The organism is Pseudomonas coronafaciens pv. oryzae str. 1_6, assembly GCF_000156995.2.
Lineage (GTDB): Bacteria > Pseudomonadota > Gammaproteobacteria > Pseudomonadales > Pseudomonadaceae > Aquipseudomonas > Aquipseudomonas tremae.
Genome location: NZ_CP046035.1, coordinates 3,430,297 through 3,444,531 on the forward strand (window position 1 = coordinate 3,430,297; position 14,235 = coordinate 3,444,531).

The 14,235-nt window shown below is 60.0% G+C and carries 14 protein-coding genes; 10 read left to right on the forward strand and 4 right to left on the reverse strand.

Going from position 1 to position 14,235, the window contains the following annotated elements:
- Positions 1-2 precede the first annotated feature (2 nt).
- The 3 genes from efeO (POR16_RS15385) to efeO (POR16_RS15395) are packed head-to-tail and all read left to right on the forward strand — an operon-like array spanning position 3 to position 3,412.
- The gene (gene efeO / locus POR16_RS15385) at positions 3-1,211 is read left to right on the forward strand and encodes an iron uptake system protein EfeO (protein ID WP_053479643.1); all 1,209 of its coding nucleotides are present in this window, start codon (positions 3-5) and stop codon (positions 1,209-1,211) included.
- A 24-nt stretch (positions 1,212-1,235) separates the two neighbouring features.
- Positions 1,236-2,558, forward strand: coding sequence for an iron uptake transporter deferrochelatase/peroxidase subunit (efeB, locus tag POR16_RS15390; RefSeq protein WP_005890345.1), 1,323 nt, complete (start codon positions 1,236-1,238; stop codon positions 2,556-2,558).
- 29 nt (positions 2,559-2,587) lie between these two features.
- Entirely contained in the window at positions 2,588-3,412 is an 825-nt protein-coding gene (efeO, locus tag POR16_RS15395; protein ID WP_005890343.1) for an iron uptake system protein EfeO, read from the forward strand.
- 131 nt (positions 3,413-3,543) lie between these two features.
- On the opposite strand, the gene POR16_RS15400 is transcribed toward efeO (POR16_RS15395), so the two are convergent.
- The 3 genes from POR16_RS15400 to POR16_RS15410 all read right to left on the reverse strand — a co-directional run bounded on the left by POR16_RS15400 (position 3,544) and on the right by POR16_RS15410 (position 5,621).
- Positions 3,544-4,314 carry a molybdopterin-dependent oxidoreductase gene (locus POR16_RS15400; RefSeq protein WP_005890341.1) on the reverse strand — a complete coding sequence of 257 codons (771 nt, stop codon included), beginning with the start codon at positions 4,312-4,314 and terminating at the stop codon, positions 3,544-3,546.
- Complete coding sequence (locus POR16_RS15405) at positions 4,311-4,931, reverse strand: cytochrome b/b6 domain-containing protein (protein WP_024689596.1); 621 nt, start codon at positions 4,929-4,931, stop codon at positions 4,311-4,313. Before POR16_RS15405 ends, POR16_RS15400 begins: the two co-directional genes overlap by 4 nt.
- Positions 4,932-5,015: 84 nt before the next feature.
- The gene (locus tag POR16_RS15410) at positions 5,016-5,621 is read right to left on the reverse strand and encodes a hypothetical protein (protein WP_005890338.1); all 606 of its coding nucleotides are present in this window, start codon (positions 5,619-5,621) and stop codon (positions 5,016-5,018) included.
- A 170-nt stretch (positions 5,622-5,791) separates the two neighbouring features.
- Here POR16_RS15410 and POR16_RS15415 point away from each other — a divergent pair, with 170 nt between their 5' ends.
- Both POR16_RS15415 and POR16_RS15420 read left to right on the forward strand, forming a co-directional pair.
- On the forward strand, positions 5,792-6,481 hold the full coding sequence (locus tag POR16_RS15415) for a heavy metal response regulator transcription factor (RefSeq protein ID WP_005890337.1): 690 nt from the start codon (positions 5,792-5,794) through the stop codon (positions 6,479-6,481).
- Entirely contained in the window at positions 6,460-7,848 is a 1,389-nt protein-coding gene (locus POR16_RS15420) for a heavy metal sensor histidine kinase (protein WP_005890335.1), read from the forward strand. Before POR16_RS15415 ends, POR16_RS15420 begins: the two co-directional genes overlap by 22 nt.
- 16 nt (positions 7,849-7,864) lie before the next feature.
- On the opposite strand, the gene POR16_RS15425 is transcribed toward POR16_RS15420, so the two are convergent.
- On the reverse strand, positions 7,865-8,533 hold the full coding sequence (locus POR16_RS15425) for a polysaccharide lyase family 7 protein (RefSeq protein ID WP_005890333.1): 669 nt from the start codon (positions 8,531-8,533) through the stop codon (positions 7,865-7,867).
- Positions 8,534-9,074: 541 nt separating this feature from the next.
- On the opposite strand from POR16_RS15425, the gene POR16_RS15430 reads away from it, so the two are divergent.
- Genes POR16_RS15430 through POR16_RS15450 form a run of 5 tightly spaced genes read left to right on the forward strand, consistent with a single transcriptional unit; the run spans position 9,075 to position 14,128 of the window.
- Positions 9,075-9,527 carry a MarR family winged helix-turn-helix transcriptional regulator gene (locus POR16_RS15430; protein WP_005890329.1) on the forward strand — a complete coding sequence of 151 codons (453 nt, stop codon included), beginning with the start codon at positions 9,075-9,077 and terminating at the stop codon, positions 9,525-9,527.
- Complete coding sequence (locus tag POR16_RS15435; RefSeq protein WP_005890327.1) at positions 9,524-11,611, forward strand: FUSC family protein; 2,088 nt, start codon at positions 9,524-9,526, stop codon at positions 11,609-11,611. The genes POR16_RS15430 and POR16_RS15435 overlap by 4 nt, the downstream gene beginning before the upstream one ends.
- Complete coding sequence (locus tag POR16_RS15440; protein WP_005890325.1) at positions 11,608-11,817, forward strand: DUF1656 domain-containing protein; 210 nt, start codon at positions 11,608-11,610, stop codon at positions 11,815-11,817. The genes POR16_RS15435 and POR16_RS15440 overlap by 4 nt, the downstream gene beginning before the upstream one ends.
- Complete coding sequence (locus tag POR16_RS15445; protein WP_005890324.1) at positions 11,814-12,698, forward strand: efflux RND transporter periplasmic adaptor subunit; 885 nt, start codon at positions 11,814-11,816, stop codon at positions 12,696-12,698. Before POR16_RS15440 ends, POR16_RS15445 begins: the two co-directional genes overlap by 4 nt.
- On the forward strand, positions 12,695-14,128 hold the full coding sequence (locus tag POR16_RS15450; protein WP_005890322.1) for an efflux transporter outer membrane subunit: 1,434 nt from the start codon (positions 12,695-12,697) through the stop codon (positions 14,126-14,128). The genes POR16_RS15445 and POR16_RS15450 overlap by 4 nt, the downstream gene beginning before the upstream one ends.
- The last annotated feature ends 107 nt before the right edge of the window (positions 14,129-14,235 follow it).

Consider the following 14,235-nt stretch of genomic DNA (forward strand, 5'->3'; position numbering starts at 1 on the left):
CTATGTCTAACCGTCCCTCAGGGCTTTCCGAGAAAGCCCGGCCGCCCCGTGTCCTGCGATTGGCAGTGGCCGGCTCGGTGATTCTGATGTTTGCCGCAGGCGGATTGTTCTATTACGCCTCGCAGGTGGCCGCCAAAAAGCGGGCCGCCAATGCTGGCACTGAAACAGTGGTCAACATTCATGCGCACAACTGCGAGCCAAACGCCCTGACCGTGGCAGCGGGCAACAACGCTTTTCGCATCGTCAACCGCTCTGAACGGGCCGTCGAATGGGAAATTCTCGATGGTGTGCTGGTGATCGAGGAGCGGGAAAATATTGCACCGGGCCTGAGTCAGGTAATCAATGCCAACCTGGCACCGGGCGATTACGCAATCACCTGCGGCCTGCTCAGCAACCCGCGCGGCACCCTGCATGTCACACCGACCGCCGAGTCCGATGCCAAAGCCAGAGCGCGCCCTTCGATGACCGCATTCATCGGACCGCTCTCCGAGTACCGGGTGTACCTGAGCCTGCAGGGATCAGCGCTCATCAAAGCCGTCATTGCCTTGCAACAGGCCATCGACGCTGGCGACCTGAGCGCCGCGCAGGCGGCCTATCTGCCGGCTCGCACCGCGTATCAGCGCATTGCTCCTGCCGCGCAGCGCTTTTCGGAGCTGGACAATGCGATCAACGCTCGCGCCGATTATTACGAGAAGCGTGAGCAGGACCCCGGCTTCACAGGCTTCCACCGCATCGAATACGCGCTGTTCGAACAACGCGCTGTCGACGGCCTGTCACCCGTGGCATCACGCCTGCAAAACGACGTCACCCAGCTCAAGCAACAACTGATGGCGCAGTCGCTGCAACCCGAGCAGCTCGCCGATATTGCCGTCCGCACGATGCGCAGCCTGTCAGACGTGCGTAGCAACGGCGAGGAAGAACGTTACAGCCACAGCGACCTGGACGGTTTCGCCGCCAACCTGGAAGGTACGCGCAAGATCGTCGATCTGCTGCGCCCGCTGCTGATTCGTAGCGCTGGCGACATGTTGCAGAAAATCGACGTAGCCACCGCCGACCTGGACACCTCGCTGAAAGCGCTCCGCACCGCCGACGGTTACCGGTCTTACGAGCAGGTGAACACGGCGCAACGCCAGCAAATTGCGGCCAAGGCGGCGGCAGTGGCCGACGCAATCAACGGCATCGACTCGGCACTCGGCCTTTCTGACCTCTGATCCACTGGAGCACAGCACACCACGATGAAAAACCCAGACAACAATCCAGACACGAATAACGCCCCTGCATCGATTCAGCGTCGCCGTGTCCTGATGGGGCTTGGTGCCGCCGGTGCCGCGCTGGCTGGCAGCAGCCTGAGCGGCAACGTACTGGCCGCTGCACCAGCGCAAGTCACAGAAGCGCCGAACAGCGAAAAGACGCAGGACCACAACACGTTCCACGGCATTCATCAGACCGGCATCGTAAACCCGCGCCCGGCATCCGGCATGCTGGTGGCGTTCGATGTGCTGGCCGCCGACCGGGAAGATCTTGAGCGCCTGTTCCGCACACTCAACGAGCGCATCGCGTTCCTGATGACTGGCGGACCGGTAGCGGAAGTCGATCCGAAACTGCCGCCACTGGACTCGGGAATACTCGGCCCGGTGGTGACGCCGGATAACCTGACCATCACGGTATCGGTGGGGGAATCACTGTTCGATGAGCGCTTCGGCCTCGCGTCAGTCAAACCCGCGCGTCTGAGCCGCATGACCGGTTTCCCCAACGATGCGCTGGACCCGGCCAATTGCCACGGAGATCTGAGCATTCAGTTCTGCGCCAACACCGCCGACAGCAACATCCACGCCCTGCGCGACATCGTCAAGAACCTGCCCGACCTGCTGCTGGTTCGCTGGAAACAGGAAGGCACCGTGCCGCCTCAGGCACCGAAAAAACCTGGCCAGCCTCCTGAAAGCGCGCGCAACTTTCTGGGCTTCCGGGACGGCTCGGCGAACCCGGACTCCAATAACCAGAAGACCATGGACGAGCTGGTCTGGGTGCAACCCGGCAGCGGCGAACCGGCCTGGGCAGCCAATGGCAGTTATCAGGCGGTGCGCATCATTCGCAACTTCGTCGAACGCTGGGACCGCACGCCGCTGCAGGAACAGGAATCGATCTTCGGCCGCAGTAAAACTACCGGTGCGCCTATGGACGGCAAGGTCGAGACCGACGTGCCGAATTACGCGGCTGACCCGGAGGGCAAGAAAACCCGACTGGACTCGCACATCCGTCTGGCCAACCCGCGTACTGCCGAGACACAGCGCAACCTGATCCTGCGCCGTCCGTTCAATTACTCCAACGGGGTGAACAAGAACGGGCAGCTGGACATGGGCCTGCTGTTCATTTGCTACCAGGCCGATCTGGAAAAAGGCTTTATCACGGTACAGAGCCGCCTGAACGGCGAGCCGCTAGAGGAATACCTCAAGCCCGTCGGCGGCGGCTATTTCTTCACCCTGCCGGGCGTGACCGGCGAACAGGATTTCATCGGCCGCTCGTTGCTGGCGGCTGCATCGTCCAGCCAAACCGCATGACTTATTCACTCCTGACCCGGAAGACACTTATGAAAAAGACGCCTCTGGCTTTGCTCCTGACACTTGGCCTGCTTCAGACCCCACTGGCCGCCTTCGCCGCCACCGCCCCGCTGGACCTGGTAGGCCCGGTTTCGGACTACAAGATTTACGTGACCGAGAACATCGAAGAGCTGGTCAGCCATACCCAGAAATTCACCGACGCCGTGAAGAAAGGCGACATTGCGACCGCTAAAAAGCTTTACGCCCCTACACGCGTCTACTACGAGTCGGTCGAGCCGATTGCCGAACTGTTCAGCGACCTGGACGCCTCCATTGACTCGCGCGTCGATGATCACGAAAAAGGCGTAACGGCAGAAGATTTCACCGGTTTCCATCGGCTGGAATATGCTCTGTTTTCGCAAAACACCACCAAGGACCAAGGCCCTATTGCCGACAAGCTGTTGAGCGACGTCAAGGACCTGGAAAAGCGCGTTACCGACCTGACTTTCCCGCCTGAAAAAGTCGTCGGCGGCGCGGCAGCCTTGCTGGAAGAAGTCGCAGCGACCAAGATCTCCGGCGAAGAAGATCGTTACAGCCACACTGACCTGTACGACTTCCAGGGCAACATCGACGGCGCGAAGAAAATCGTCGACCTGTTCCGTCCGCAGATAGAGCAGCAGGACAAGGCTTTCTCCGCCAAAGTCGACAAGAACTTCGCAACCGTTGACAAGATCCTGGCCAAGTACAAGACCAAGGACGGTGGGTTCGAGACTTACGACAAGGTCAAGGAAAACGACCGCAAAGCCCTGATCGGCCCGGTCAATACCTTGGCAGAAGATCTCTCCACCCTGCGCGGCAAGCTGGGTTTGAATTGATCTGAAGCGCCGCGCCTGTTCAAGGTGCGGCTCTTGCGGTGCGCGTGGTCACTGCGACTGAGTGTGACGCAGAGCGTTACGGCAGGCATTCCCACGCTAGGGCGAGGAACAATGAGTTCCACGTCCCGCCGCTAGATCCCGCTGAACCAGTTATAGCCCTGATCCTCCCAGTACCCGCCGGGGTTTTCGTTGCTGACGAAGATCTCGACGATGTGCTTGGGGTTCTTGAAGCCCAGTTTGGTCGGCACCCGCACACGCAGCGGATAGCCGTAGTCCGGAGGCAGGGCAACTTCGCCGAAATCCAGCGCCAGCAAGGTCTGCGGGTGCAGTGCGGTGGGCATATCCAGGCTCGAGTAATAGCGATCGGCGCACTTGAAACCGACGAAACGTGCCGTGGTATCAGCGCCGATGTATTCCAGGAACGTCTTCAGCGGTACGCCGCCCCACTGACCTATCGCGCTCCAGCCTTCGATACAGATCAATCGGGTAATGTCGGTGCGTTGCGGCAGTTTGCGCAGCGCATCCAGCGTCCACGGTTGTTTGTCACGGACCAGTCCGGACACCGCCAGCCGATAGTCGGCAAGCTCCAGCTCGGGCACGTTGTACTCGGGGTAAAACGCATTGAACGGAAACGGATTGGTCAATTGCGCCTTGCTATAGGTTGGGGCCAGTTTTTGACCGTTGAACAGCCAGGCCTGAACCCGGTCATTCCAGCGCGACATAGCCCACAGCACCTTGTCCACCTGGTCACCGTCCTGCAGGTTGCAGCCGGTTAGCATCGACATGGCGCCCACGGTCAGCCCGGCACGCAGAAAAGAACGTCGTTGAATATCAATCAGCTGGCTTTGCTGCGCAGGTTCCAGACGGATGCGCTGTGTGACGCGTTTGCGAGGTTCGTTCATGGCTTGGCAGCTCCATCTTCGTTCGGCTGACGGCCGCCGGTAATCATCGGTAACAAGGTGCTGGGCACCAGCATAACCAGCAGCAGATGCACGATTACGAACGCGCCAATGGCTGTCATGGCGCCAAAATGCACCCAGCGAGCAAAATCGAAACCGCCCAGTAGAGCAACCAGCCCCTGAAATTGCACCGGCTTCCAGATTGCCAGACCGGACACCACTACCAGCACACCCATGATCAGCACTAGCCAGTACATCAAGCGCTGCACGGCGTTGTACTGACCTTTGACGTGAGCCAGGCGAAAGTGCAGCGCATCACTCATGTCACGCTTTACCTGCGAAGGACTGACCGGCAGCAGATCACGCTTGAAATGGCGACTGAACACGCTATACAGCACATAAACCAGGCCGTTGATGACCAACAGCCACATCACCGCGAAGTGCCAGGCAATGGAGCCGCCCAGCCAGCCACCGAGAGTCAAAAACTTGGGAAATGTGAACGGCATCAGCGGCGATGCGTTGTAAATGGCCCAACCGCTCATGAACATGCAGACCATGCCCACTGCGTTGACCCAATGAGTCAAACGTACCGGCCACGGATGAATGGGGCGGGTTTTCATGTCGAGATCCTTCTGAATCAGGCATAGCCGCACTGTGCGCGGGCAGGCGACCAGAGTCGCCTGCCGTGACGCTGTCGGCAGCAATTACATAGGCGGAGTAAAGCCGTCCTTTCCAACTGCAACACCGCGTGCCGACTTGCCGTCGTCAGCCGGGAACAGCACAACCTTGGCACCGGTTTTCAGCTCGCTGCGCTGACCTGGCTCGACATAGGCAATCGGCACGTCTTCCGGCACAACCAGCTGCTTCTCGCCACCCTTGTATTGAACAGTCAGGGTGCGGCCATTGGCTTTGGACAGTGTGCCAACAGTGCCGTTGGTCATGGTGCCGGTCGTGCCGTCGGCATTTTCCCAGCCGTAATGGCCTTCACCACTGCCTTTCAGGCTTGGTTCAAAAACGGTGACTTCCAGCGCTTTCAATGTGCCGTCAGCCTGGGGAATGGCTGCCGAACCGACAAAACTGTCAGCCTTGATCGATTCCAGGTCAGCCTTGGACACCAGGCGGATGCCGGTCTTGTCGGTCAACTGAATGCTCTGGTGCTGGCCCGCACGGGTGGTGAAATTCAAGGTGTCGGCCTGCAGGCTGTCGACGGTCCCGCGCATCGGCTTGACCACCGGCATGTCGGCGGCTTGAGTCATGACAGCGGCGCTGAGCAACAGCAGGCCAAACGTGGTGGAGAGTGCAGTCTTCATCAATACTTCCTTGGCAGTTGAGGTCTGAGAGCCATCCTTGCACCGTTACCGGCACCGCAGAATGACCGTGCAATGACATTTTTGTCATTCGCCGGACACCTTGTCGGCAACTGGTTAGACTCCGGCATCGGCGCACCGAGGGCGCCTGCAAAAGCGTAGCGGACAAAACGATGCATATCCTGCTTATTGAAGACGATACCAAAACAGGCGAGTACCTGAAGAAGGGCCTCGGCGAGTCCGGCTACCGGGTCGACTGGACCCAGCACGGTGCCGACGGCCTGCATCTGGCACTGGAAAACCGTTACGACCTGATCGTGCTTGACGTGATGCTGCCCGGTATCGACGGCTGGCAAATCATCGAGGTCTTGCGCGCCAGGCAGGACGTGCCGGTGCTGTTCCTGACCGCACGCGATCAGTTGCAGGACCGCATTCGCGGTCTTGAGCTGGGCGCCGACGACTATCTGGTCAAACCGTTCTCTTTCACCGAACTGCTGCTGCGCATCCGCACCATCCTGCGCCGCGGAGTGGTGCGCGAAGCCGATCATTTTCATCTGGCCGATCTTGAGCTTGATCTGCTGCGCCGCCGCGTGACGCGTCAACAGCAGGTCATTGTGCTGACCAACAAGGAATTCGCTCTGCTACACCTGTTGTTGCGCCGCGAAGGTGACGTGATGTCCCGCGCGCAGATTGCCTCGGAAGTCTGGGACATGAATTTCGACAGCGACACCAACGTGGTGGACGTTGCCATCAAACGCCTGCGCAGCAAGATCGACCTGCCCTACCCGGTCAAACTCATCCACACAGTGCGTGGCATCGGTTATGTGTGCGAGGTACGGCCATGCGACGCCAGCCTTCCCTGACACTGCGTTCGACCCTGGCGTTCGCACTGGTGGCAATGCTTACGGTCAGCGGCGCGGGGTTCTATCTCTATCAGTCCATTGAGCAGACAGTGTTGCAACGTAGCGACCACGCCGTGCTGGCGCGACTCGACCATTTCCGCAAACTGCTGCGCTACGACCTGAGCATGGACAACCTCAAAGGCAGCCCGCAACTGTTCGAAAACATGCTCGACAGCGAAGAAGATATTTTCATCATCGGCGAACCAGGCAAGTCACCGGTGATTTCAGTCAACCCGCAACATGCGCCCTTGCCGGATTTGCCGACTGTTGCGCAGGACCAGCCGCTGCGGGTCGATGATCTGCGCAGCGGGATGAGCCTGCAAGGCGTGCCTTTGCGCGCAGCGTCGGCGCAGGTGATGTCCAATGGTGTTGAAGTGCGCCTGCAGGCCGCGCATTTGATGGTCAAAGAAATGGCCATGCTTGCCAGCTTTCGCCAGAGCATTTACATCGCCGTCACTCTGGCGTTCCTGATCACTGCCGCGCTTGGTTATGTCTTGTTGCGACGCGGTCTGCGGCCGTTGCGCCGGATGGCCACTCACGCGGCGGCAATAACCCCGGCCAGCCTGCACAAGCGCCTCGACAGCCGGGACACGCCCGTCGAGTTGCAGCAATTGAGTGACGCCTTCAATGCCATGCTTGACCGACTGGACGACGGTTATCGACGTCTGATGCAGTTTTCTGCCGACCTGGCCCACGAAATACGCACACCGGTCGGCTCGTTGATGGGTCACTGTCAGGTCGCCCTGCGCCAGAACCGCAGCGTGGAGGAATATCAGGCACTGCTGGCTTCCAACCTGGAAGAACTCGAGCGTATTTCCCGGCTAGTGGAAAGCATTCTGTTCCTCGCACGTGCCGATGAGGCTCAGGCCGCGCTGGAGCGTCAGTCACTCGACCTGCACGATGAGTTGCAACGGGTGGCGGGCTATTTCGAAGGACTGGCAGAAGAGCGCAACCTGCGACTGATCACGTCCGGAACCGGCACACTGCTGGCCGACCCTATCCTGTTGCGCCGGGCCATGAGCAATCTGGTGGCCAACGCGATTCGCTATGCCGACGAAAACAGCGAGATCCTGATGCGGGTTGCCGCTGTGGACAGGTGCTGGAGGATAGAGGTAGAAAACAACGGGCCGGTGCTCTCGGACGCGACGCTCGCCAGGCTGTTCGACCGCTTTTATCGTGGCGACGCCTCGCGTCATGAGAGCTCGGACTCCAATGGTCTGGGGCTGGCAATCGTCACGGCGATCATGCAACTGCACGGCGGTCGGGTCGAAGTCGCGCAACCCGCCGCCGGCAGAATCTGCTTCAGTCTGATCTTCCCGGCGGCCTGAATCCGCTCCGAAAAGCTCAGTTCTTCTTCTCGTGGGCAATCGCCAGCTTGTAAAAAGTGGCCGAGCCGCCCTCGGTGGTGTAGCCCGTGTTGTCCTGGGTGTAGACCCCCGCTTTGAAGTAGAACAGCTTGCTGGCCCAGGCTGAATCGAGCTTGGCGTACCAGACAGCGTTGAAGGCATTGACGGTCAGGTCACCGCTTGGCGTCAGGTTGATGGTGTAGCTGAACTGCTGATCGAGCGGCACACCCTGGGCAATGATGACCACCTCGATTTCCGCGTCCGGCGTACGTCGAAACTTGGCGACGATATTGCCCGTCTTCAGTTTCTCCTTGTACTGATACTCCACTTTCAGCAACGGCTCGGTGCTCTGATAGCAATGGATCTGACCGATCACGATCTTGCCACTGGAAGGCACCTGGTCAACTTCCAGCGTGGCGCGCAGAAAGTTGTCTGCACTTGAGTAAGCCCAGTTGAAGACCCTGCCATCAGCCGTAGTCTCACGCAGCTCAGAACGCGGGAACTTGGCGTTTTCCGTAGTCGAACCGGTCACCGGCGCCCAGAAAAACAGAGTATCTCCGGACTGAAAGTAACCATCCCGATAGCCTTTCATCAATTTCGGGGTTTCGATGATGGTTGCAGGACTTCCGGTAGGGACGGAAAGGTTCCAGGTGGCAAGGTCGATCATGGATTGCTCGCAGGGTACGCGTTGCGCACCAGCAGGATGGCTCTGGAACGGGCGTGCTGGCCCGTTGCGTTCATACAGACTATCGGCCTTGTCGTTTAATTTTTAAACAGGATCGACAACGTCTTGGCGCCAATAAAATGCCTAACAACTGCCAATGCCACTATTCCGATATCAAAATTAAAGTTATAGCGCTTTGCCACCTATCAGCTGCAGACGTTAATAAATCTGAAAAAAGGTCACTGAATGTGGCGTCATTTTTTTGAATGAATGGCCGCAAAAAACGCGTGAGCGGGCGCCAATTACCGACGAACGGTAGCGATTATTTTCGATCAAGATGAACTTCCAGAGCCTGGAGCTGACAAAGCCGTCTTTTTTGAACACTGCGCTTGTTCAAAACGTCCTCTCGTCCAGAGCAATTCAACAAAGATTTCCGTTGGGTCACCTCCGGGTTGACTGTAAGCAGTTGTTACGGGATATTAGTTAGCATCCTATTAATATCCTCGCTAACAATATTGCTCCTAACTAAATTCCCGGTGTATATATGTCCGTCGATCCCCTGCACAGGGCAATCAGCAGTGGCCTGGTAGCCGCATCTCGCCAATGGCGACGCATCTGCCAGAACACGCTGGTCACCTATGGCATTTCCGAAGCGTGCGCAGGGCCGTTGCTGGCCATAGCGCGTCTGGGCGACGGCGCGCACCAAGTCAAAGTCGCGCAGGCCGCCGGAATGGAAAGCCCGACGCTGGTCCGCTTGCTTGATCAACTGTGCAAGGCAGGGATTGTCTGCCGCAGCGAAGACCCTCACGACCGTCGCGCCAAGGCTTTGAGCCTGACCGACAAGGGCCGCGCACTGGCGGGGGCGATTGAAGAAGAGCTGACACGGCTACGTGCCGAGGTGCTTGAGGGCCTGCAACCTGCCGACCTTGAGGCCACGTTGCGTGTGTTGCAGGCATTTGCCGAAGCGGCGCAGCGTGAACAGGGAGTCCAGGCTTGAAAGGTTTTTTCTCCAGCGTGCCACCGGCTCGCGACTGGTTCTACGGTGTGCGCACGTTCGGCGCTTCCATGCTTGCGCTGTACATCGCGCTGCTGATGGAAATGCCCCGCCCATACTGGGCGATGGCCACCGTGTACATTGTATCCAGCCCTTTCGTGGGTCCGACCAGCTCCAAGGCGCTGTACCGCGCCGCCGGTACACTGGCCGGTGCGGCGGCCTCAGTGTTGCTGGTGCCGATGTTCGTGCAGACGCCTCTGCTGCTGGCCATCGTGGTCGGCTTGTGGACCGGCACGCTGCTGTTTCTTTCCCTGCATCTGCGCACAGCGAACAGTTACGCGCTGATGCTGGCGGGCTACACCATGCCGCTGATTTCACTGCCGGTGGTCGACAACCCGCAGGCGGTGTTCGACATCGCGGTGTCACGCACCGAAGAAATCTTCCTCGGCATCATCTGCGCGGCGGTCGTAGGCGCAATGTTCTGGCCACGCCGTCTGGCGCCAGTGTTTCAGGCCACGACGGAAAAGTGGTTCAGCGACGCCGCAACCTACAGCGAGCGCTTCATCAGCCGCACCTGTCAGGCCGAGGAAATCGGCACCCTGCGCAACTCGATGGTCGGCAGTTTCAACTCGCTGGAAATGATGATCGGCCAGTTGAGCCATGAAGGTGCACGCAAACAAACCGTGCGCAACGCCAATGAGCTGCGCGGCAGGATGATTCATTTGTTGCCGGTCATCGACGCACTGGATGACGCCTTGTGGGCACTGGAGCGGCGCACGCCCGAACTTCTGGCCAGCCTCTTGCCGCTGTTGCAGCGCACCTGCGATTGGTTGAAAAGCACCGCAGACGGCCCGCAGCATGAACAATGGCAGCAACTGCACCGCGAGCTGGAGCGTTTGCAACCGGACTCCGCACAACTGGATGATCGCGATCAGCTGCTGCTCTCCAATACGCTGTTTCGCCTGAGTGAGTGGATTGACCTGTGGCAGGACTGCCGGACACTGCAATACGCCATCAAGACCGACGATCAATCGCAATGGCGCGCTGCGTATCGCCACTGGCGGCTGGGCCGTTTGACGCCGTTTCTAGACCGCGGCCTGATGCTTTATTCGGTAGCCTCGACAGTGCTGGCAATCATTGCCGCGTCGGTGCTGTGGATTCTGCTCGGCTGGAAAGACGGCGCCAGCGCCGTGGCGCTGGCAGCAGTATCGTGCAGCTTCTTCGCAGCGATGGACGACCCGGCCCCGCAGATCTACCGGTTCTTTTTCTGGACCCTGCTGTCGGTGGTGTTTGCCAGCCTTTATCTGTTCGTGGTGCTGCCCAACCTGCATGACTTCCCGATGCTGGTGCTGGCTTTCGCCGTGCCGTTCATTTGCGTCGGCACCCTGACCGTGCAACCGCGGTTCTTTCTCGGCACGCTGCTGACCATCGTCAACACATCGTCCTTCATCAGCATCCAGAGCGCCTACGACGCGGATTTCATGAACTTCCTCAACTCCAACCTGGCAGGCCCCGCGGGGTTGTTGTTTGCCTTCATCTGGACGCTGGTATTTCGCCCGTTCGGTGTCGAACTGGCAGCCAAACGTCTGACCCGCTTCAGTTGGCGCGACATCGCCAGCCTCAGCGAAGAGTCGTCACTGGCCGAACACCGGCGCATGGGCGTGCAGATGCTCGACCGCCTGATGCAGCAACTGCCGCGCCTGACGCTGACCGCGCAGGACACTGGCATTGCTCTGCGAGAACTGCGAGTCGCGCTGAACATGCTGGACCTGATCGCCTACACCCGACGCGCCACGCCTGCAGCCCAGGTGTTGTTGCGTCAGGTAATCGAGGAAGTCGGTGGCTATTTCCGGCAGTGCAAAAAGGCCGGTGAGCGGCTGCCTGCGCCGCGCGGCCTGTTGATGGCGATGGATCGCACGCGCCGCGCACTGACTGATCAGGAGATGGGCGATAACCCTGCCCGCGTCCACCTGCTGCACGCGCTCAGCGGCCTGCGCCTGGCGTTGTTGCCAGGCGTGGAAATCGTCACCGTTGCCGGCGAAATGACCGAGCAACTGCCGCACAACATTGATGGAGCGCCCCTGTGATCGGTGATCTGGACATCAGCGGGATCTTCATTCCCATGTTCCTGGCAATTATGGGCATTGCCTATCTGCTGTTTCTCGGGGTGCATGCGGTGCTGACGCGCGCCCACTTCTACCGCCTGGTCTGGCACCGGGCTTTGTTCAACGTAGGTCTATACGCTTTGCTGCTCGGCGCCGTGGATACTCTAAGTCGATACCTGATGACATGAAAAAACCGATACTGACACTGGGCCGCGTGGTCCTGACTCTGCTGGTTGTCGCCCTTGCTACCGTCGTGGTGTGGCGGATGGTGATGTATTACATGTACGCGCCGTGGACGAGGGACGGCCACATTCGCGCCGACATCGTGCAGATCGCGCCTGACGTGTCGGGCCTGATTCAGAAGGTCGAGGTCACAGACAATCAGCCGGTGCACAAGGGGCAGGTGCTGTTCACCATTGATCAGGACCGCTTTCGGCTGTCTCTGCGGCAGGCTCAGGCCACCGTCGCAGAGCGTCAGGAAACCTGGGAGCAGGCACGTCGCGAGAACAAGCGTAACCGCGGCCTGGGCAATCTGGTAGCGCGTGAGCAACTTGAGGAAAGCCAGTCCCGCGAGGCCCGCGCGCTTTCGGCGCTGGGCGAAGCGCGGGTGGCTGTGGATGCGGCGCAACTGAACCTGGATCGCTCGGTGATTCGCAGCCCGGTGGACGGCTACCTTAATGATCGTGCGCCTCGCGAACATGAGTTTGTCAGCGCCGGGCGCCCCGTGCTGTCGGTGGTCGATTCGGCTTCGTTCCACATCGACGGTTACTTCGAAGAGACCAAGCTGGACGGCATACATGTCGGCCAGGGCGTGGACATCCGCGTGATTGGCGACAACGCACGGCTGACCGGCCACGTGGTGAGCATCGTTGCCGGCATCGAAGATCGCGACCGTTCCAGCGGCTCGAACCTGCTGCCCAACGTCAATCCGGCATTCAGTTGGGTCAGGCTGGCGCAGCGTATTCCAGTGCGGATCGCCTTCGACGATGTGCCTGCCAATTTCCGCATGATCGCGGGGCGTACCGCGACAGTTTCGATCATCGAAGACACTCAGGAGGCAGTGCAATGAAACGCGCTGCACGCCTGACGGCGATAAGTTTCGGCACCCTGCTGTCAGCGTGCCAGATGGTCGGGCCGGATTATCAGGTGCCGCAGGACGGCGCGATCAATCGCCCGGATTTGCAGGGTGAACTGGCGGGCCGTTCGGTCAATGCCGTTTCAGCACCCGTGCCGGCGCACTGGTGGCGCTTGTACCAGGACCCGCGCCTGGACCAGTTGGTGCGCCAGGCGATGGCGTCCAATACCGACTTGCGTGTTGCTGCGGCCAATCTGCAACGCTCACGCTATCAGAACGCCGAAGCCGAAGCGGCGGGTGGTTTCACTAGCGGCGCAAAGATCGGCGCACAGCGCGTTCAGGAATCCGGCGAAGCGTATCTGCTGACCGATAAAGTACCGGTGTCCAACGTGGGTGATGTCGGCCTGACCACTGCGTACCAGTTCGATCTGTTCGGCACCTTGCAGCGCGGCATCGAGGCGGCGCAGGCCAATGTCGATGCCAATCAGGCAGCGGTCGATACCGCGCGTATCACTGTGGTTGCCGATGTCGTGCGTGCCTACACGCAGATTTGCGCGGCCAATGAAGAGCTCGACATCGCCCGCGAGTCGCTTGATCTGCAACAACAGAGCCTGACCCTCAACCGGCGCCTGCGCGATGCCGGGCGCGGCGATGAAACTCAGGTTACGCGCTCGCAGACCCAGTTCAAATCGTTGCGCGCTGAAATGCCCCGTTACGAGGCTCGCCGCCAGGCTGCGATGTTCCGCCTGTCGATGCTGCTGGCCAAGCCGGTCGATCAATTGCCCACCGGGGTCAGCACTTGCAACGCGCTACCGCATATTGCGCAGGTCATGCCGGTGGGCGACGGTGCTGCCCTGCTCAAACGCCGCCCCGACGTGCGTCAGGCCGAGCGGCATCTGGCAATGTCCACAGCCGAGATCGGGGTTGCCACCGGGGAGCTTTATCCGGATATCAGTATCGGCGCAAGCATCGGCACCACCGGCCTCATCGAGAACCTCGGCAAACCGGCCGCCAATCGCTGGGGCTTCGGCCCGCTGCTGAACTGGACGGTTCCGTCCAACGGGTCCCGCGCGCGCATCCACCAGGCCGAAGCTTCGGCCCAGGCAGCCTTGGCACGGTTTGACGGTGTGGTGCTCAACGCCATTCGCGAAACCCAGACCGGGCTGGCGCAATACACCGCCCTGCTCGACCGCCGCGATGCACTCAAGGAAGCCGAGCAATCTGCCAAAGAAGCCGCTGACCAGACCCACCGCTTCTACCAGGCCGGACGCGCCTCGTTCCTGGCCGACCTGCAAGCCACCCGCACCTATACCGACGTGCGCGCTCAGATGGCTGAAGCCAACACCGAAGTGGCGATGGGGCAGATCAATCTGTTCCTGGCGCTGGGCGGCGGTTGGGAAAAGGATGAAATGGCCGAAAAATAGAACGCGGGCAGAGGGCAGTCCACAATGCAAGGGGACTGCCCCAACCCGCCCGGATATACGCAATGTAGGAGTAGACTTGTCCACGAACTGTCGGGAATGGCAGCAAA